We start from the raw sequence: 18,764 nt of genomic DNA, 5'->3' as shown, positions 1-18,764 counted from the left end.
CGACCAGGGCGGCCAGCGTGTGCTCGCCGGAAGACCTACCCGGGGTGCCGTCCCCTCCCCGGTCCCCGGGCCTGATGTCCGCAGCGGCTTGACGCAGCGCGGCCTTGCTGGCCGTCGTTGCGGGCAAGGCATGGCCATGAAGTTCAACGCACTGCGCCGCATCCTTGCGCCGTTCCGACCGGTCGGGCCACGGGAGCAAACGCGTCGGGCCGCGCTGCGGTGGGCCATCGGCGCGGGCCTGGTCTGGGTGCTGTTGGTGGCGCTCCTGATGACCTGGGCCTCGCAACGCATCGTCGGCCCCCTGGACGCCATGGCCTCCGCCAGCGCGCGCCAGCACCTGATGGTGGCGCTGCTGGTGATGGGCGGTGGGCTCGTGCTGATCGGGCTGGGCGTACGGCAGAGCCTGCGCGCGGCGGCCCGGGAGTCCGCCTTCATGCGGGCGTTGATCGACCGCATTCCGAGCCCGATCTTCTACAAGGACAACAACGGCGCGTTCGTGGGCTGCAACAAGGCGTACGAAGAGGCGTTTGGCACCTCTGCTGCAGATCTGGCCGGCAAGACCGTGCTGGACCTGTCCTACGCCGACGCGGCCACGCGCGAGTCACTGCACGCGGAGCAGCTCGCCCTGATCGCCAGCGGCGGCGTCAGCACCCGTCAAGATGATTTCCCTTATACCGACGGGCGGATGCACTCCACGCTCTACGCGTTCGGCGCGATCCGCATGCCGGACGGCAGCAGCGCCGGGGTGGTCGGGGTGGTGGTCGACATCACCGAGCTGAAAGATGCCCAGCAGGAAGCGCGCAGAGCCACCGAGCGGCTGGAGCTGGCACAGGAAGCGGGCGGCATCGGCATGTACGACGTGGACCCGCACGGCAGGGGCTACTGGACGGTCGGGCTGGAGCGCCTGTACGGGTTGCCGCCGGACGGTTTGCACGGCAATCTGCGCAACTTGCTGGATTACGTGCACCCCGAGGACCGCCAGGCGGTCAGCCAGCTGGCGCGCGCGATCAGCGCCGATCCATCGATTCTGAACTTCAAGCAGGAATTCCGCGCGCTGCATCGCAACGGTGAGGAGCGTTGGCTGCAGAGCATCGGTCGCGTCGAACGCAACGCCCAGGGGCAGCCCGCGCGGATTCTGGGGGTGCACATGGACGTGACGGCGCTGGTGCAGGCGCGCGACGAGGCCGGCGCCGCCAACCGGGCCAAGAGCGACTTCCTGGCCAACATGAGCCACGAAATCCGCACGCCCATGAGCGCCATCATCGGCATGTCGCATCTGGCGCTGCGCACCGAACTCACGCCCCAGCAGCAGGACTACCTGAGCAAGATCCAGCAGTCTGGCCAGCACCTGCTGGGCATCCTCAACGACATCCTGGACTTCTCCAAGGTCGAGGCCGGCAAGCTGCTCGTGGAGAACATCCCGTTCGATGTGGACCATGTGCTGGACACCGTGGTCGGCGTCGTCGCCAACCGGGCCAACGCGAAGAATCTGGAGCTGATCTGCAACATCGCAACCGACGTGCCACAGCAGTTGTACGGTGACCCCCTGCGGCTGGGGCAGATCCTGATCAACTACGCCAACAACGCCATCAAGTTCACCGAAAGGGGCGAGATCGGCATCATGGTGCGCGTGCATTCCATCGGCCCGCCCAGTCCAGGGGCCGGCGGCACCGCACCCAACCCTGAGGTGTCGCTGCGCTTCGAGGTGCGGGATACGGGCATCGGCCTGTCGCAAGAACAGATCAAGCGCTTGTTCAAGAGCTTCGAGCAGGCTGACAGCTCGACGACGCGGCAATACGGCGGCACGGGCCTGGGCCTGGCGATCAGCAAGAGGCTGGCCGAACTGATGGGGGGCGAGGTCGGCGTGCAGAGCACGCCCGGGCAGGGCTCTGTGTTCTGGTTCACGGCCCGGTTCGGCCTGGGCGAGCGGCGTGCTCCCGCGGTGCTGCCGCAGATCGACCTGCGCGGGCGGCGCGTGCTGGTCGTGGATGACAACGCCCACGCCGCCCAGGTGCTCAGCGAACTGCTGGCCACCCTGACGTTCGAGGCGCAGACCGTCCACAGCGGCGCAGAGGCAGTGACCCAGGTGCGCGATGCGGCTGTGCGCGGCCAGCCCTTCGACATCGTGATGCTGGACTGGCAGATGCCCGGCATGGACGGGCTGCAGGCTGCCTCGCGCATCCGCGCGCTGGGTCTGGAGCCGGCGCCGCAGCTCGTGATGGTCACCGCCTATGGCCGCGAAGAGGTGATCCGCGCCGCGCAAGAGGCCGGCATCGACCACCTGATGCTCAAGCCGGTCAGCACCTCGGTGCTGTTCGATACCCTGATGCGGATGCTGGGTGGCGCCCAGGTGGCGAGCGCCGACCCGCCGGTCTCCGGCCAGGACCGGCGCACGCCCGAGCTGCATGCCTTGGCGCCGCTGCGCGGCGCGCGCGTGCTGGTGGTGGAGGACAACGAGCTGAACCAGCAGGTGGCCCTGGAACTGCTGCGCCACGCGGGTTTCCAGGTGGACCTGGCCGGCGACGGGCGGCAAGCCGTACAACGCCTCCAGGCCAGCGCCGAAGGCGGCCCTGACGCGCCCGCGCCGTACGACATCGTGCTGATGGACATGCAGATGCCGGTGATGGACGGCGTCGCCGCCACGCGGGAAATCCGGCGCGACGCGCGCCACGCACAGTTGCCGATCCTGGCCATGACGGCCAATGCCATGCAACACGATCGCTTGCGCTGCGAGGAAGCCGGCATGCAGGACTTCGTCTCCAAGCCGATCGACCCCGATGCACTGTGGCGTGCGCTGGCCACCTGGATCCGCCCACGGCCCGGCCTCGGAGGGCCTGCGGAACCGCAGGCCCTGGCGCCGGCCGGCGACAACCACGAGAGCCCGGTGCTGCCGCAGCCGGTGGCCGGCCTGGACGTGGAGGCCGGCCTGCGGCGCGCGCTGGGCAAGCGGTCGCTGTACCTGACGCTGCTGGACAAGTTCCGCAGCGGGCAGCGCAACACGGTCGCCGCGGCCCGCACGGCCCTGGCACAGGGCGACCACGCCAGCGCGGAACGGCTGGCCCACACGCTCAAGGGTGTGGCAGGCAACATCGGCGCGCGGCTGCTGCAGGACAGCGCCGGTGCGCTGGAGCAAGCGTTGCGCAACGGGGCGCCGGCCGCTGTGGTGCAGGCCGCGCTCGATGGCGCAGGCAGCGTGCTGCGCGAACTGGTCGAAGACCTGGACCGCGTGTTGCCGCCGGCGGACGCGGCGCGGGCCGGCCAGCCTCAGGCGGTCAACCCGGCAGTCAACCCAGCGGCCGACCCGGCAGCCGAGCAGGCGCTGCTGAAGCGCCTGCAGACGCTGCTGGCCGACGCCGACTCGGAGGCCCTGGAATTGATCGACAGCCAGGGCGAGCCGTTGCGGCGCGCGCTGGGAGCTGGATTCGATGACCTGCGCCAAGCGGTCGATGCCTACGATTTCGACAGGGCAGCGGACGTCTTGCGGGCCAGGCTGGTGCACTGAACGTCAGCGCGCCACGCACGCAGCCCGCGTCGGCGCGCAGGGTGATTCGCACCGTCCTGCTGAGCCCGCCGATGCCTCTGCAAAGCATCCGCAAGAAGGGGGACAGCCAGGCGCGGCACGGTGGACGACCCTGGCCCCACGGCCGATACTTCCGCCACACCCCACACCCCAAGGAGGCCCCCATGACCGAAGAACGCAAGCAATGGATCTGCACCACTGTCGACGTGGACGGTGGCGCGCGCGTGGTGGGCAGCCCCACGCAGGTCGTGTCGATGGGCGTGGCCGCCAAGGACAAGCTGTGGCCCAAGGGCACGGTGTTGAAGGTGCGCTTCCTGCAGGGGCCGCCCGCGCTGCACGAACGCGTGCTGAAGGCCGCGCAGTCCTGGCTGGTGCCGGGCGTGAAGCTGCAGATGGTGGCCGCCAAGGCGGGCGAGGCGGCTGACCTGCGCATCAACTTCGACACCCGGTCCGGCTCGTGGTCGTATGTGGGCACCGACTGCCGCACCATCCGCCCGGCCGACCCGACCATGAACTTGGGCTGGGCCAACCTGGAGACGGCGGAGAAAGATTTCTCCAGCGTCGTCATCCACGAATTCGGCCACGCGCTGGGCCTGCTGCACGAGCACAACCACCCGGGCGCCCGCGTGCAGTGGGACAAGGCCGCCGTCAACGCCGACCTCAGCGGCGACCCGAACTTCTGGGACCAGGCCACCATCGACCACAACGTGTTCGCCCGCTTCGAGGCCTCCAAGGTGGTGACGACCGATTTCGACAAGGCCTCCGTGATGATCTACACCGTGCCCAAGCACTGGACGCTGGACGGCAGCAGCTTCATGCCCTCGTGGAAGCTGTCGGCCGGCGACACGGCCACGATCGCCAAGCTCTACGGCTGAGCATTTGCCGGCCACTGCCATGCCGGGCTGGGAGCTGCGCGGCGACGTGCTGGCGTTTGCCGGCCTGCGCGTGCGGCTGCAGCGCATCGGCATCGGCCACTGGCGCACCGGCACCACCTTGCGCAGCTGGGGCGCCGCGCCGCTGCACCGTGACGGCGACCGGCTGCTGGCGCCATGCGCCCCCGGCGAGGCGCTGTGGATCGGCGCCTGGCTGGACGATGTCGCCGACACCGACACCGACACCGACACCGCAGCCGTAGCCACAGCCGCCCCCCAGGCAGCCCTCGCCGTGCGCGAGCCCGCCACCGGCCACGCCGCCTCCCTCACGTTGCCGCCGGGCTTTCAGATCAGCGGTCTGGTCGATGCCGACAGCCAGGCCCACCCCCTCACCCTGGCCGCAGACGGCCAGGGCCGCGATCTGCTCTTGCAGCTGCGTGCAGAAGGCGGCCTGGCCGAATGCCCCTTGCGCCTGTGCACGCCACAAGCCTGGGCCACCGCCACCGGCCGCCCCGCGCCCGCTGCGCTGACCGGCCCGCCTCCCCTGCCCCCCCGACTCGGATAGGAGAACGCCATGCCCCTGGAACCCGTTGCCGGCAAGCCCGGCCTGTGGCGCGACCCGCAATGGACGCGCGGCATGCCCGGGCTGTATGCCGTCGTGATCGGCGTCAGCGCCTACCCGCACCTGGCCGGCGGCGAGGCGCCGGCCGACGACACGCTGGGCCTGGGCCAGCTGTTCTGCTCGGCCAGCACGGCGGCGGCCGTGTTCGACTGGCTGCGCCGCGACTATTTGCGGCAGGCGCTGCCGGTGGTCTGGTGCCAGCTGCTGCTCTCGCCCAGCACCGAGGAGCGCGCCGCGCTGCACGCGCGCGGCCTCACGCACTACGGCGTGCCCGACTACCTGGGCATGCACCAGGCACTGCAGGCCTGGGCCGGCCAGGTGCCGCACGAGGCGCCGGCCCACGCGCAGAGCCGCACGCTGTTCTTCTTCAGCGGGCATGGCGTGCAGTCCAACCGCAACCCCATCCTGCTGCCCTCGGACTACCTGAACAGCGACGCCGGTGCGCCGCGCCTGCAGAACTGCTTCGGCACGCGCGACCTGCGCGACTGGATGGAGTCGCACCCCGTGGCTGAGCACCTGGCCCTGCTGGACGCCTGCCAGAACGAGTTCACGCCGCTGGCCTCCAAAGGCGCCAAGGCGCAGCCGCTGTTCGAGGCCAACCCGGCCGAGTGGCCCGCACCCCGCACGGCCGCCAGCCTGGCCGCTACATCGCCCAACGCCGTGGCCTACCAGTTGCCGGGCGAAGAGCGCACCTTCTTCGGCCAGGCGTTGCTGGAGGCGCTGACCGGCCGCGCCGGCAGCGACGATGCGCAGGTCACGTTTCTCGAACTGGTGGACTACGTACTGCCCCGCGTGAACGCGCTCTTGCTGCAGGCTTCAGGCACGCCGCTGGAGCAGACTGCGCGCCAGAGCGTGGGGGGCCAGTACGGTCTGGTGGTGACCGAATTCGCCACGCCCCAGCCACCCGCCATGCCAGGCCCGCCGCCCCGGCGATCGCGTGGCGCACGCCCCACCGCACCGCCAACGCATCCGTCACCGCCCGCCGCGTCGCCCGGCACGCGCCGCGCCACCCGCAGCGCGCCCAGCGTGCCGGTGGTCCCGCCGGTGCTGCAGGCTGACCCGCGCTTCGACCCGGCGCTGACCTTCCGCACGCCGGTGGCGCTGTCCGCCCTGCGCGCAGACTTCGGCGCCGCGCACGCCATCTTCGGCCACGAACATGCCACCCACCCCTGGGTCTACGGTGCGTCGCTGCTGTCGCTGGCCGACGGCAGCCCGCTGAATGTGGAACTGCGCGAGGTGCAGCGCAATGCCGAGAGCACGCTGGTGCAGGTCGACCTGCTGCTGGCCGCCATGTCGCATGGTGTGCTGCTGGTGTTCGAGGGGGCCGCGCACGTGCAGCGCGAACGCCTGGCCGTGGCGCTGCCGACCGACGCGCATGGGCAGGTGCCGATCCGCCTGACGCTGACCTTCGGCGCGCTGGATGCGCAGTCGCCCATGCTGATCCAGAAGCTGGACGCCCGGCTCGGCCCCTCGGAGCACAACCCGCACTACGCCTACCTGTGGGAGCTGACGCGCCAGGCCGAGTTGGGCAGCCTGCGCCAGGCCGCCGCGCTGGCCGACCCGGCGCGTCTGCAGCGTGCGGCCCGCGACAAGATCAACGGTGAGACCGCCGCCACCGCCGGCATGCTGCTGCTGGCCCAGGGTGCGGCGCTGGCCCGCGTGCAGGAATGGCCGCGCAACCTGATGACCTGGTTCCCCTGGCTGCCGGATGGCGCCGTGCTGTGGGCCGAAGCCCTGCGCCAGGCCGTGGCGCGCGGCGAGCCGCAGCCCTTCGGCGAGGACGACCCGACGCAGTCGATCGTCCAGGCGCTGTTGTCGCTGCGCGAGCGGGGCCTGCCGTTCTTCGCGGAAAGCGTGGAGCTGGCCGACAGCCTGCTGCGCCACTGCCTGCGCCTGCAGCCCGACAGCCCGCACGCCAGCGCGCTGCAGGCCCTGGCCGACTGGCTGCGGCAGGTGTTCGAGGTGGCCATGCCCGGCGGGCACTTCACGGTGCTGGCCGCGTCGCCACGTCCCGAAGGCATGGGCGAAGGCCTGGGGCCTCTGAGCGTGGAGGAATTGCTGGGGCTGTGCCGGCCGGCGCTGGTGCCCGTCGCTCAGGCCGGCAGCTGAGGCTGCCAGACGGCGTCCACGACCGCCCGCTCCCCCTGCGCGGCCGCCACCGCCTGCGGCGTTGCGTTGCGCGCCGACAGATTGATCGGCTGCGCCGTCGGCTGCCCATCGAAATCCAGCCACTGGTGCCGCTCGTAGTCGTAGAGCTTGCAGCTGCGCAGCGTGCGCAGCACACCCGACAACGTCAAACGCTCCACCACCAGCCGGTTGCCCAGCAGCTCGTTCATGCGCTGTTGCGCCGGCAGCAGCATGTAGCTGGGAATGCCGTGGTGCGCATGGTGGGCGGCGTGGCAATAGACGTTGTTGACCATCTTGCTGAACCAATCCGGCGTAATGAACACGGTGGAGCACAGCTCGGGCGCGTAGTCGCCGCTGCGCACGATGTCGCCCTTGAACCACGGAATGTTGGGGTGCGTGTGCATCAAATACAGCGAGGCGCTGCTGATGAGGAAATGCACCGCCAGTGGCACGGCCCAGCCCAGCACCACGGCGGTGGCGGCCGACACCGGTGCGACGCTGGGCGCCACCAGCGCCAGGAAGCCCACCATGCCAGCGTGGAAGGCAACCAAAAGGGCCGAGTAGCGCATCGACAGCCCACGCTGCTCCACCGGCGTGCGCGGGTTGGGCCACACGCGCGTGGGGATCCAGCGGAACGCCCAGTACAGGAACAGGCCGACGACGTTGGGCGCGCGGTACAGCCGCTCCAGAAAGCGGTCGAAGGCCGGCAGCGCGTCGTACTCGGCTTTGGAGAACGGGCGGTAGAAGTCGAAATGGTCGCCGTTGGTGCGCGGGTGGTGCACATGGTTGTGGTCGTGCGTCCACATGCGGTAGTTCTGCACCGAGGGCACGCCCAGCAGCAGCGCGATCACCCAGTTCAGCCGCGCGCTGGCGCACAGCGTGCGGTGCGATGCGTCATGCGCGAGCGTGTACATGGAGGTCAGCCGCACGCCGATCAGCACGCTGGCCAGCACCTTCCAGCCCAGCGCGGGGGCGAACAGCACGGCCGCCCACAGGCCCCAGTAGATGGCGTAGTCACGCACCAGCATCAGCAGGCCGCTGCGGTCGCGCGGCGTGGCGAACACCGAGAGTTCGCGGATCAGCTGGCCGCGTGAGATCGGCGGCAAGGTGGCGCTGAGCGGCGCAGCAGTCGGTCGCATGGCTGGTTCCTGGATGTTGTTGGCTGTAACAAGTTGTCATTAGGCCAACAAGCCGCTGCCCACCATGCGCCGAACAACCGGCGAAAACCCCGCTAGTTCGGCGCGGTCCCTGGCAGATGCGTCAGCCGGTACAGCTGCACGTCCACCCGGCCGGCGTCGAAGCCGGCCTCGCAGTAGCTGAGGTAGTACTCCCACAAGCGGCGAAAGGCGTCGTCAAAGCCCAGCGGCGCAATCTGCGGCCATGCCGCCAGGAAGCGCGAGCGCCAGGCGACCAGCGTCCTGGCGTAGCTCGGGCCGAAGCTCTCGGCCAGCTCAATCGACAGCCCGGCCCGTTCGGCCTGCTGCTGCATCACGCGCGGCGAGGGCAGCATGCCGCCCGGGAAGATGAAGCGCTGGATGAAGTCGGCGCTTTGCCGGTAGCGCGGGAAGTACGCGTCGGCGATCGTGATGACCTGCACCACGGCCACGCCGCCCGGCGCCAGCCGCGCGCGCAGCGTGTCGAAGTACGAGGGCCAGTGGCGCTCGCCCACGGCCTCCAGCATCTCGATGGAGACGATGCGGTCGAACCGGCCCTGCACGTCGCGGTAATCCTGCAGCCGCAAGTCCACCTGCGGCGAAAGGCCCGCCTCGGCCACGCGCACCTGCGCATGCGCCAGCTGCGCGGCCGACAGCGTGAGCCCTGTCACTTGCGTGCCGGCGCCCGCCAGCGCCACCGCCAGCGCGCCCCAGCCGCAGCCGATCTCCAGCACCGACTGGCCGGGCGCGATCTGCAGCAGCTCCAGCACACGGGCCAGCTTGGCGGCCTGGGCCTCTTCCAGCGTCTGGGCGTCGGGCGAATAGAGCGCACTCGAATACAGCATGCTGGCGTCCAGCCACTGCGCGTAGAACGCGTTGCCCAGGTCGTAGTGGAAGGCGATGTTCTGCCGGCTGTTGCGCCGCGTGTTGTCACGCGCCAGGTGCGCCAGCCGGTGCAGCCAGTGGGCCGGGCCACGGGCGTCGAGCGCGCCGTCCCAGGCCGCCTCGTTGGCGATGCCGAAGGCCAGCAGCGCCGTGAGGTCGGGGGTGGCCCAATCGCCGTCGCGGTAGGACCGGGCCAGGCCGATGTCGCCTGCCACCAGCAGCCGGGCCAGCGGCCGCCAGCGGTGCAGCATGACGGTCGCGTGCGGGCCGGGCTCCGCGCCGCGGCCCTCCACCCAGTGGCCACCGGGCAACTGCACGCGGATGGCGCCGCGGCGCACGCCCCGCAACAGCCGTTCCAACAAGCGCCAGAACGGGCGGCGCGACCAGCCCGGCAGCACGACGGGTTGCAGCTCCGGGGTCGGGGGCGAGGCGGGTGAGGTGGTCATAGAGGGTCGGAAGTGCGAACGATGGTGATCGGTTGGGCGGGCGCGGCGGGCTGGCGGCGCAGGCGCGCGCCCTTGGCCCACAGCCGCAGCGCCTGCCAGTGGATGGCCAGGATGACTTTCAGCGTCAACAGCGGGTGCGTGACGAACACGCGCGCCAGCGCCGCGTCGCTCAATGGGCGACCGGCGGCGGCGTAGTGCGCCACCAGCACCGGGCCCTGCGCGTCGGCCGCGTCGATGCTGATCGACAGATCGGCGCCCTCGTGGGGCGGCGCCACGCGGAAGGTGTAGCGCATGTCCAGATCCAGAAAGGGCGAGACATGCAGCTGCTTGTGGCACTGCTGCTCCACCCGCCCACCCAGCTGCTGCACCGGGTCGACCGCGATCAGGTAGCTGTGGCGCTCGCCGAAGGTGTTGTTGACTTCGTACAGGATGGCCTGCAGCGCCCCGCCCGGCGCGTGGCAGAAATAGACGCTGAGCGGGTTGAAGGCATAGCCCAGGATGCGCGGCATGGCCAGCAGCAGCACGCGGCCACCTGGTGCGAAGCCGGCGGAATGCAGCTGGGCCTCCACATGCGCGCGCAGGCCGCCGTGGCCGGCACCGTAGTCGCGCTGGTGCAGGCTGAACAGGTTGAAGCCATCCAGCGAGAACAGCCGCAGCCGCGCCGCCAGCGCCGGCAGCTGGTCCAGATCCAGCAGCAGCGAGAACATGCGGTAGCCCAGCCGGTGGCGCATGGGCCGCAGGCGCTGGTGCGTGACACGGCCGGTGTACAGGCTGCCGTCGGCGGGCGCGTCGCGGGGCATCTGGGACGGCATCTCAGCCATGCACCCGCGCAGCCGGCAACCGGATGCGGCCCGACTCGTTGGCCACCGTCCACGGCCGGCGCACGCCGCCCAGTGCCTCGGCCACGGCCAGGCCGGCCTGCAGTCCGTCCTCGTGGAAGCCGGCGCCGAAGTACGCACCGCAGAACCAGGTGCGGCGCACACCCTGCAGCGACCACAGATCGCCCTGCGCGCCGATGGCGGCGGCGTCGAACAGCGGGTGTTCGTAGTGCTCGGTGTGCAGCACGTGCTCGGGCCGTGGATGGACGGTCGGGTTCAGCGTCAGGAACATCGGCATGCGGTCGTCGATGCCCTGCAGCCGGTTCATCCAGTAGGTGACGCAGGGTGGCGCGCGGCGCTGGCGGTCGCCGGCGTAGTTCCAGCTGCACCAGACCGACCGGCGCTGCGGCATGAGCTGCGGGTCGCTGTGCAACACGGCGCGGTTTTGGCTGTAGCGAAAGGCGCCCAGCACCTGTTGCTCGGCCGCGCTGGCGTCCGGCAGCAGACGCAGCGCCTGGTCGGCATGCGTGGCCAGCACGACCTGGTCGAACGACTGGGCACCGGCGGCCGTGTGCACGCGCACGCCCTCGGCACTGCGCTCCACCCGCACCGCAGCGCTGGCCAGGCGCAGGCCGCTGCCCAACGCCTGCGTCAAGCGCTCCACATAGCGCCGGCTGCCGCCACTCACCGTGCGCCAGCGCGGCCGATCGGCCAGCTGCAGCAGCTGGTGGTTCTCGCAAAAACGCACGAAGGCGGCCGTGGGGTACTGGCCGACCTGCGCAGCCGGCGTGGACCAGATGGCCGCCGCCATGGGGTACAGGTGGTCTTCGCGGAAAGCGCGGCCATAGCCATGCAAGTCCAGGTATGCGTCCAGCGGCATCAGGCCCAGGGTGGCCGCATGGCCGGGCGCCTGGCGGTAGAACCGCAGCAGGTCGCGCAGCATCGACCAAAAGCGCGGGCTGACGAGGTTGCGCGGCTGGGCGAACACGCCGCGCAGGTCGGTGCCCGCATATTCCAGCGCGCCCCCGTCCAGGCAGACGGCGAACGACATGTCCGATGGCTGGGTCACCACGCCCAGGTAGGAGAACAGGGCCGTGAGGTTCGGATAGGCCGACTCGTTGTAGACGATGAACCCCGTGTCCACCGCCACCTTGCCTTGCGGCGTGGCCACCTGCACGGTGTTGCTGTGGCCGCCGGGCCGGGCGTCGGCCTCGAACAGCGTGACGCTGTGGCGCTGGGCCAGCAGCCAGGCGGCCGACAGGCCCGCGATGCCGCTGCCGACGACCGCGATCGACTGCGGGTGTGATGACTGCTGCGACTGCGACTGCGATGGCGCCTGCGTGTGCAGCTGCGGGGACGCGCCGGAACCGGCGCCGCTGTGGGGTGGGAAGCGCATGGTGCTGACGTTACGCACGATGCCGGCGCCCGGATTCAGCGCCCACCACCGCCGAACGCCATCGCCCCGCGCCAGCCCGCCCAGGCCGCCGCAGCCGTGACAAACGTGCCCCAGGCCAGGTCGATCAGCGTCACGCGCAGCGGCCAGTCACGCAGCGTGGCCTGGTTGGTCAGGTCGTAGGTGGCATAGCAGATCAGGCCCAGCAACGCGCCCAGGCCCAGCGCGGTCTGCCAGCGCTGGCTGGCCAGGGCCGGCCCCACCGCGAACACCACCACGCCGACCAGGTACATCGCATAGAACACGATCGCCGGCCCGAAGGAGGGCTTGTCCATCATCAGATGCCCGATGGCCGGGCGGTACAGACGCTCGGCCATGGTGGTGAGCCAGACCGCGTCGAGCGCAAGAAAGATCAGGGCGGCGCTGCCGTAGGCGACGAAGAACTGGCGAATGGACATGGGGCAGGCTCGAAGTGGAAAAAAGTGGGCAACCAGTGGATGGGCGACGGGCTTGCGGGTGGCGGCCTACCGGCCACCCGCGCGCGGCGGGCCGGGCACAAATGCGTTGGTGCGCGCAATGTAGTCGCGATAGCCGGGGCTGCGCTCGCGCAGGTCCTGCTCCAGCAGGCGCACGCCCGAGACTTTCAGCAGCAGCACGGTCATCAGCAGCGGCGAGACGACGGCGGCCACCCCGCCCCAGCCGCCGGCCGACAGGGCCATCAGCCACAGACCCCACCAGACACAGGCCTCGCCGAAGTAGTTGGGGTGCCGGGTGAAGCGCCACAGGCCGCGGTCCATCACCTGGCCACGGTGCGTCGGGTCGGCCTTGAAGCGCGCCATTTGCCAGTCGCCCACGGCCTCGAACACCACGCCGAACACGGCCAGCGCCAGGCCTGCGACATCCAGCCAGCCGGCCGGCTTCGTGCCCTGCAGCGCCGCCAGGAACGGTGTGGCGACGACCCAGGCCAGCACCGCCTGCAGCGCGAACACCAGGTACAGGCTCTTCCACCCGAAATGCGGCTGGTTGCGCGCGCGGATCACCTGGTAGCGGCGGTCTTCGCCGTGGCCCCAGTTGCGCCAGCTGATGTAGGCCGACAAGCGCAGCGCCCACACGCCGGCCACCGCCAGCATGGCCGCACCGCGCCAGCCCGCCTGCGCCGGCAGCAGCGCCGCGTAGACGAGGCCGGCGGCCACGATCATCAGCGACCACACGCGGTCGACCAGGCTGACGTCGCGGCGCGCCAGGCTCACGGCCCAGGTCAGCAGCGCCAGCGTGGCGGTGGTGGCCAGGCCCGCTGCGGCCACGCCCCAGGGCGACAGGCCGATCGCCCCGGTCAACGCGCCGGCCCCGCCTGACGGGGTTCGAACAGCGTGTGGCTGACCCACCATTGCTGGCCATCGGCATGGCCGAACAGCTCGGACACCGAGAGGAAGAACAGCCGCCAGCGCGACCACCACAGGCCGGCGTCGCCCCCGTAGGTGGCCTCCATCACGGGCCATAGCGCATCGCGGGCGGCGTCCATGTTGGCCAACCAGGCCTCGGCCGTGCGCTGGTAGTGCCGGCCGTCCCAGCGCCAGCGGCGCAGCACGCGCAGGTCGTCCTGGCACCACAGGGGCAGATCGTCGCTGGGCATCATGCCGCCGGAGAAGAAGTGCCGGCTCATCCAGTCGCTGGCGTCGCGCTCCTCGAATGCATAGGGCGCGCCGCGCGTGGCGAACACGTGCATGAAAAAGCGCCCCTGCGGCCGCAGCCAGCGCGCCACGTTGGCAAACGCACGCGGCCAGTTGCGCAGGTGTTCGAACATCTCGACGGAGACCACGCGGTCGAAACGCGCCTCGGTGTCGAAGGTGTTGACGTCGTGCGTGATCACCTGCAGGTTGGCCAGGCCGCGCGCGCGGGCCTCGGCCTCGATGAAGCCGCGCTGGGCGTGCGAGTTCGACAGCGCGGTGATGCGGCTGGCCGGGTAGCGCTCGGCCATCCACAACGAGAGCGAGCCCCAGCCGCAGCCCAGTTCCAGCACCTGCTGGCCGTCGGCCAGGCCGGCGCGCTCGCAGGTCAGCGCCAGCGCGCCGGCTTCGGCGTCCTGCAGGCTGGTGATGCCGTCGGGCCAATAGCAGCTGCTGTACTTGCGGTGCGGCCCCAGCACCGCCGCGAAGAAGGCGGGCGGTAGCTCGTAGTGCTGCTCGTTGGCCTTGTCGGGCAGCGGGGCCAGATCAGCCTCAGCCATGGCGGTGACGAAGTGGCGCGTGAGCTCGGCCTGGGCCTCGGTGTCCTCGCCATGCATCTCGTGCAGGCGTTCCTTGAGCAAGCGGCGGATGCCGACACGCACGACACGGTCAGGGACCAGGCCTTGTTCGACCCAATGGATGGCACGGGCAGCGGCAGCAGACATGCAGCGATTTCCTCGGTTCTTGTCACGGCGCAATCGGGGCGGCTCGCAGGTGTACGCGAGGCGCGCGCGCTTGGATTCAGAAATTGTGGGCCATCACGAAAAAAAGTGATCCGCCTGCAAGCGGGCGCGCCGCCAGCCTACAGCACGATGCGACCGGCCATCCAAACCCTGGCGAGCGCGGGATTTATGAATCCGGCGGCACCCGGCGGGCGTACCAGTACCGGTGTCACATGACATCTATCCATCACAGACAACCATCCACCACGGTCGACGAGGAGAACTACATGATTCACAGCTTGAGCAAGATCGCACAGGGCTGCGCCCTGCTGGTATGCGCCGGGGCAGCACTGGCGTCCAGCCATCGCGAGGCACCTTTCATCACGACCAGCCCGAAGGTCGATGGCACTGATTTCTACATGTTCCGCAGCTACGAGGACATCGCCGCCAACGGCAGCGGCGGCCGCTCCGACTACGTGACCATGATCGCCAACTACCAGCCGCTGCAAGCCCCGTATGGCGGCCCGAACTACTTTCAGTTGGACCCGAACGCGCTGTACGAGATCCACCTGGACAACAACGGCGACGCCAAGGAAGACATCACGTTCCAGTTCCGCTTCAACAACGCGTTGAAGGGTATCCCGCTGTCCATCGGCGGCGCCAGCGTGCCGATCCCGCTGATCCAGGCCGGTGCCGTGACCGCCCCCGGCGACGCCAACTTGAACGTCAACGAAACCTACACCGTGAACGTGGTGCGCGGCGACCGGCGCAAGGGCGCTGTGCAGGCCGTGACGCGGGCCGACGGCAACCGCGTCTTCGACAAGCCGGTGGACTACATCGGCGGCAAGACGCTGGGCGACCCGGCCGCCTACGAGGCCTATGCGCAGCAGCACATCCAGACCGTCAGCATCCCCGGCTGCACGATGCCCGGCAAGGTGTTCGTCGGCCAGCGCCAGGAGGGCTTTGCCGTCAACCTGGGCACGGTGTTCGACCTGGTCAACGCGCCGGCTTCCTTCTTGCTTGATCCTGCCAACAAGGACGCTGCAGGACGCGGCGGCCAACACGTGATCCAGAAGGCCAACGTGACCTCGATCGCGCTGGAAGTGCACAAGAGCTGCCTGACCGCCGGCAGCGACCCGGTGATCGGCGGCTGGACCAGCGCCAGCCTGCGTCAGGCGCGGCTGCTGAACGGCAAGCCGGGCTCGGGCCACCAGGCCAGCGAGAAGGCCGGCGGTGCCTGGGTGCAGGTCTCGCGCCTGGGCAATCCGCTGGTCAACGAGCTGGTGATCGGCCTGCCGGACAAGGACAAGTTCAACGCATCGCGGCCGCAGGACGACACGCAGTTCCTGAACTACGTGACCAACCCCAGCCTGCCCGCGCTGCTGGGCATCGCGCTGGCCGGCAACCCGGCTGCCGTGGCACCCACCAACCTGCCGCGCACCGACCTGGCCACGGTCTTCCTGACCGGCATCACCGGTGTCAACAAGCCGGCCAGCGCCACACCGTCGGAAATGCTGCGGCTGAACACGGCCGTCGCGCCGGTGATGTTCGCGATGCAGAACCGTCTGGGCGTGGCTGGCGAGGTGCTGCGCGTGGGCGGCCCGGCCAACCTGGCGCAGGCGGTGGACCTGGCGGGCTTTCCGAATGGCCGCCGGCCCAAGGACGACGTGGTCGACATCGCGCTGGTGGCCGTGCTGGGCGGGCTGTGCGTGATCAACGGCGACGGCAATGCGCTGGGGCTGAACGGCGTGCCGGGCGTGCCGAGCCTGACCTCGGCTTGCAGGGCCGCAAGCGTGCCGTTGGGTGCCGGGTCCGCTGGCATCCACGACGCGGTGGACCAGGCAACGGTGCCGTTCCTGGCGCGCTTTCCGTACCTGAACACGCCGAATTCCGGCTCTGCAGCATATTGATCGACGAGGAAGACAGACATGACCATTTCGATCAAGACAACGGCCGGCACGCTGGCCCTGGCCGGGCTGCTCGCGCTGGGCGGCTGCGGCGGCGGCAGTGACGACAACGGCGCAGGTGGCGGCGCGGTCGTCGACGGCACCGACGTGCCGGTCGGCGTGGAGCAAAGCATCGACGACGTGATCGCCTTTGCCAAGCGGCTGATTGCCGGCACCAGCGAGAGCAGCGAGCCGGTGGTGCTGGGCAACGCGCAACTGGCCACCAACGACACGGCCGAGCCGGCGGACCTGTAGGCATGGGTTGCAAGCAGCGCGCCGCGACGCTGGCCGTCGCGGGCTTGATGCTGGGCGCGGCCTGCGGCGCGGCGACGCTGCTGCCGCAACCCACGCGGGACGACGAGGTGGTCGAAGTGCTGCCGGCCATCACCCGCAGCCGGCCGGTGCAGGCGGCGCCGGCCGCTACGGCTGACCCGACGGCGGCCGCGGCGCTGGCGCGCGACGCCATTGCCGTGGCGCGCCAGACCGGCGACGCCCGTTACTGGGGCCGTGCGCAGGCTGCCATCGCCCCGTGGTGGGACCAGCCCGCAGCGCCGGTCGACCTGGCCGTGCTGCAGGCCACGGTACAGCAGGGCCGCCATGCCTTCGCACCGGCCCGCGCGGTGCTGCAGGCGGCGCTGGCCCGCACACCGGGCCATGCCCAGGGCTGGCTGAACCTGGCCGCGCTGGAGCGGGTGGAAGGCCGCTACCCCGCATCACTGCAGGCCTGCGAAGCCGTGGCGCAAGCCGGGCAGGCCTGGTACGCGCAGGCCTGCCGACTGGAGACGGCCTCGCTGCAAGGCCAACATGCACAGGCGCGCGCTGGCCTGGAAGCTTTGCTGGCCCCGCTGTCGGCCAGAGCCGACGCGCCGCGGCGCGCCTGGGTGCTCTCGCTCTTGGCCGAAGCCGCAGAACGCGCCGGCGACGACACCGCCGCCCGCGCCCACTACACCCAGAGTCTGGCGGCCGAGCCTGATCTGTACACCGCCATCGCCTTCAGCGACCTGCTCTTGCGCACGGAGCAACCCGCCGCCGCCCAGCGGCTGCTGGCGCCATTGCCCCGCACCGACGCCGTGGTGCTGCGCCAGGCCCTGGCCCTGCGCCGCCTGCACGATGCGCGCTGGCAGGGACTGCGCGACGAGCTGCGCGAGCGTGAGCTGGCGTTGGGCCGGCGCGGCGAAGACCTGGCCCTGCACGACCGAGAGCGCGCGCTGCTGGCGCTGTGGCTGGACGATGCGCCAGCCCGCGCGCTGACGCTGGGCCAATCCAATCTGAAGCTGCAGCGCGAGCCGCTGGACTGGTGGATCGCCCTGCAGGCCGCGCGCCAGGCCGGCGACACCGCCGCCACAGGCGCGCTGCGCGAGCAGTTGCAGACCACGGGTTTGCAAGACGCCCGATTGACCGCAGAGCGTGTGCAATGAGCATGTCGTCACTCTGGCGCGCCTTGCTGCTCTTGCCGATGCTGCTGGCCCTGCACCCCGCCGCCTGGGCGCACAAGGGCAGCGACGCCTATCTGGATCTGCGTGGCGACGCAGCTGCCGGCAGCGCGCTGCAGCTGACGCTGTCCGTCGCCATCCAGGACCTGGATCTGGTGCTGCCGCTGGACGCCAATGCCGACGGCAACGTGACCTGGGGCGAGATCCAGGCGGCCAACCCGGCCGTGCAGCAGCTGCTGCAGGACAGCACCGGCCTGCAGGGCACCGCCCCCTGCCCGCTGCAGTGGCGCTTTGCCGGGCTGGAGCGGCGCAGCGATGGCGCCTATCTGCGCTGGACCAGCACCGCCGATTGCGCCGGTGCACAGGCCGTGCGCTACACGCTGCTGCGCGCACAGGACGCCACGCACCGCCTGCTGGTGACGGGCCGGCTGGACGGGCAAGACCTGCTGTCCACCTGGTCGCCACAGCAGCCCGGCGCCCTCGCGCTGCGCTCACCGGTGGCGGGCGCCGCCGCCCTGCACAGCGGCCCGGCCACACTGTGGAGCTACCTGAAGCTGGGTATGCACCATCTGCTGGAGGGCTATGACCACCTGGCCTTCCTGCTGGCGCTGGTGCTGCCGCTGCGGCTGGCGCTGGGCCGCACGGCAACGGCGCCGGCAACCGCACCGGCGGGCGGTGCCGCGCCCCACCCGTCGACCTGGTGGGCGCTGCTGCGCACGGTCACGGCCTTCACCATCGGCCACTCCATCACGCTGGTGCTGGCCACGCTGGGCTGGACGCAGGCTTCGCCGGACTGGGTCGAGCCGGTCATCGCGCTGTCGATCGGCGTGACGGCGCTGCTGAACCTGTTCCCGGTGGCGCGCGTGCGCAGCGATGTGCTGGCGCTGTTGTTCGGCCTGGTGCACGGCTACGGCTTCGCCGGCCTGCTGACCGAGGCCGCCGCCCCCAGCGGGCTGCTGCCCTGGGCGCTGGGCGGCTTCAACCTGGGCGTGGAATGCGGCCAGCTGGTCGCGGTGGCCGGCTGGGTCTTGCTGTCGCAGGCCGTGGTGCGGCGGCCTTGGTACAGCAGCGTCGTGGTGCGCGGTGGCTCGTGGGCGCTGGTGCTGCTGTCGGCATGGTGGTTCTGGGAGCGGGTGGGCTCATAGGGGGTGCTTTGGCG

15 protein-coding genes are annotated in these 18,764 nt (G+C 70.6%); 8 read left to right on the top strand and 7 right to left on the bottom strand.

What is annotated here, in order from left to right; all coding sequences use genetic code 11:
• Positions 1-136 precede the first annotated feature (136 nt).
• From AC099J_RS17865 to AC099J_RS17850, 4 genes are all read left to right on the top strand, one after another.
• Entirely contained in the window at positions 137-3,502 is a 3,366-nt protein-coding gene (locus AC099J_RS17865; RefSeq protein WP_479616628.1) for a response regulator, read from the top strand.
• Between the two features lie 182 nt (positions 3,503-3,684).
• Positions 3,685-4,395, top strand: a complete 711-nt coding sequence (locus tag AC099J_RS17860; RefSeq protein ID WP_479616627.1) for a zinc metalloprotease — start codon at positions 3,685-3,687, stop codon at positions 4,393-4,395.
• A 4-nt stretch (positions 4,396-4,399) separates the two neighbouring features.
• Complete coding sequence (locus AC099J_RS17855) at positions 4,400-4,957, top strand: hypothetical protein (protein WP_479616626.1); 558 nt, start codon at positions 4,400-4,402, stop codon at positions 4,955-4,957.
• 9 nt (positions 4,958-4,966) lie between these two features.
• The gene (locus AC099J_RS17850; protein ID WP_479616625.1) at positions 4,967-7,123 is read left to right on the top strand and encodes a caspase family protein; all 2,157 of its coding nucleotides are present in this window, start codon (positions 4,967-4,969) and stop codon (positions 7,121-7,123) included.
• Here AC099J_RS17850 and AC099J_RS17845 read toward each other — a convergent pair.
• The 7 genes from AC099J_RS17845 to AC099J_RS17815 all read right to left on the bottom strand — a co-directional run bounded on the left by AC099J_RS17845 (position 7,108) and on the right by AC099J_RS17815 (position 14,229).
• Positions 7,108-8,280, bottom strand: a complete 1,173-nt coding sequence (locus tag AC099J_RS17845) for a fatty acid desaturase family protein (RefSeq protein ID WP_479616624.1) — start codon at positions 8,278-8,280, stop codon at positions 7,108-7,110. The two genes, AC099J_RS17850 and AC099J_RS17845, sit on opposite strands and share 16 nt — an antisense overlap.
• Before the next feature lie 92 nt (positions 8,281-8,372).
• Positions 8,373-9,626 carry a class I SAM-dependent methyltransferase gene (locus AC099J_RS17840; RefSeq protein ID WP_479616623.1) on the bottom strand — a complete coding sequence of 418 codons (1,254 nt, stop codon included), beginning with the start codon at positions 9,624-9,626 and terminating at the stop codon, positions 8,373-8,375.
• Positions 9,623-10,426, bottom strand: coding sequence for a DUF1365 domain-containing protein (locus AC099J_RS17835; protein WP_479616622.1), 804 nt, complete (start codon positions 10,424-10,426; stop codon positions 9,623-9,625). The genes AC099J_RS17840 and AC099J_RS17835 overlap by 4 nt, the downstream gene beginning before the upstream one ends.
• A 13-nt stretch (positions 10,427-10,439) precedes the next feature.
• The gene (locus AC099J_RS17830) at positions 10,440-11,840 is read right to left on the bottom strand and encodes an NAD(P)/FAD-dependent oxidoreductase (protein WP_479616621.1); all 1,401 of its coding nucleotides are present in this window, start codon (positions 11,838-11,840) and stop codon (positions 10,440-10,442) included.
• Positions 11,841-11,875: 35 nt separating this feature from the next.
• Positions 11,876-12,295 (bottom strand): DUF2177 family protein, encoded by a 420-nt coding sequence (locus AC099J_RS17825; protein WP_479616620.1) that lies wholly within the window; start codon positions 12,293-12,295, stop codon positions 11,876-11,878.
• Between the two features lie 66 nt (positions 12,296-12,361).
• Positions 12,362-13,174 carry a DUF1295 domain-containing protein gene (locus AC099J_RS17820; protein WP_479616619.1) on the bottom strand — a complete coding sequence of 271 codons (813 nt, stop codon included), beginning with the start codon at positions 13,172-13,174 and terminating at the stop codon, positions 12,362-12,364.
• Positions 13,171-14,229 (bottom strand): SAM-dependent methyltransferase, encoded by a 1,059-nt coding sequence (locus tag AC099J_RS17815; protein WP_479616618.1) that lies wholly within the window; start codon positions 14,227-14,229, stop codon positions 13,171-13,173. Before AC099J_RS17815 ends, AC099J_RS17820 begins: the two co-directional genes overlap by 4 nt.
• A gap of 284 nt (positions 14,230-14,513) precedes the next feature.
• Between AC099J_RS17815 and AC099J_RS17810 the strand changes: the two genes are divergently transcribed.
• Genes AC099J_RS17810 through AC099J_RS17795 form a run of 4 tightly spaced genes read left to right on the top strand, consistent with a single transcriptional unit; the run spans position 14,514 to position 18,750 of the window.
• The gene (locus AC099J_RS17810) at positions 14,514-16,136 is read left to right on the top strand and encodes a DUF4331 domain-containing protein (RefSeq protein WP_479616617.1); all 1,623 of its coding nucleotides are present in this window, start codon (positions 14,514-14,516) and stop codon (positions 16,134-16,136) included.
• Positions 16,137-16,154: 18 nt separating this feature from the next.
• Positions 16,155-16,427 carry a hypothetical protein gene (locus AC099J_RS17805; protein ID WP_479616616.1) on the top strand — a complete coding sequence of 91 codons (273 nt, stop codon included), beginning with the start codon at positions 16,155-16,157 and terminating at the stop codon, positions 16,425-16,427.
• A gap of 2 nt (positions 16,428-16,429) precedes the next feature.
• The gene (locus AC099J_RS17800) at positions 16,430-17,590 is read left to right on the top strand and encodes a hypothetical protein (RefSeq protein ID WP_479616615.1); all 1,161 of its coding nucleotides are present in this window, start codon (positions 16,430-16,432) and stop codon (positions 17,588-17,590) included.
• A gap of 2 nt (positions 17,591-17,592) precedes the next feature.
• Positions 17,593-18,750 carry a HupE/UreJ family protein gene (locus tag AC099J_RS17795; protein ID WP_479616614.1) on the top strand — a complete coding sequence of 386 codons (1,158 nt, stop codon included), beginning with the start codon at positions 17,593-17,595 and terminating at the stop codon, positions 18,748-18,750.
• Positions 18,751-18,764 lie beyond the last annotated feature (14 nt).

Source organism: Rhodoferax sp. RT4P68 (assembly GCF_056521305.1).
Note: the sequence above shows the minus strand (reverse complement) of the source record. Positions and strands in the feature narration are given on the sequence as shown.

What these genes read in the sequence shown, in the direction of transcription:
- AC099J_RS17815 (WP_479616618.1), bottom strand. Translation starts at nt 14,229, where the DNA reads ATGTCTGCTGCCGCTGCCCGTGCCATCCATTGGGTCGAACAAGGCCTG.
- AC099J_RS17860 (WP_479616627.1), top strand. Translation starts at nt 3,685, where the DNA reads ATGACCGAAGAACGCAAGCAATGGATCTGCACCACTGTCGACGTGGAC.
- AC099J_RS17840 (WP_479616623.1), bottom strand. Translation starts at nt 9,626, where the DNA reads ATGACCACCTCACCCGCCTCGCCCCCGACCCCGGAGCTGCAACCCGTC.
- AC099J_RS17850 (WP_479616625.1), top strand. Translation starts at nt 4,967, where the DNA reads ATGCCCCTGGAACCCGTTGCCGGCAAGCCCGGCCTGTGGCGCGACCCG.
- AC099J_RS17865 (WP_479616628.1), top strand. Translation starts at nt 137, where the DNA reads ATGAAGTTCAACGCACTGCGCCGCATCCTTGCGCCGTTCCGACCGGTC.
- AC099J_RS17800 (WP_479616615.1), top strand. Translation starts at nt 16,430, where the DNA reads ATGGGTTGCAAGCAGCGCGCCGCGACGCTGGCCGTCGCGGGCTTGATG.
- AC099J_RS17835 (WP_479616622.1), bottom strand. Translation starts at nt 10,426, where the DNA reads ATGCCCCGCGACGCGCCCGCCGACGGCAGCCTGTACACCGGCCGTGTC.
- AC099J_RS17810 (WP_479616617.1), top strand. Translation starts at nt 14,514, where the DNA reads ATGATTCACAGCTTGAGCAAGATCGCACAGGGCTGCGCCCTGCTGGTA.
- AC099J_RS17825 (WP_479616620.1), bottom strand. Translation starts at nt 12,295, where the DNA reads ATGTCCATTCGCCAGTTCTTCGTCGCCTACGGCAGCGCCGCCCTGATC.
- AC099J_RS17845 (WP_479616624.1), bottom strand. Translation starts at nt 8,280, where the DNA reads ATGCGACCGACTGCTGCGCCGCTCAGCGCCACCTTGCCGCCGATCTCA.
- AC099J_RS17795 (WP_479616614.1), top strand. Translation starts at nt 17,593, where the DNA reads ATGTCGTCACTCTGGCGCGCCTTGCTGCTCTTGCCGATGCTGCTGGCC.
- AC099J_RS17830 (WP_479616621.1), bottom strand. Translation starts at nt 11,840, where the DNA reads ATGCGCTTCCCACCCCACAGCGGCGCCGGTTCCGGCGCGTCCCCGCAG.
- AC099J_RS17805 (WP_479616616.1), top strand. Translation starts at nt 16,155, where the DNA reads ATGACCATTTCGATCAAGACAACGGCCGGCACGCTGGCCCTGGCCGGG.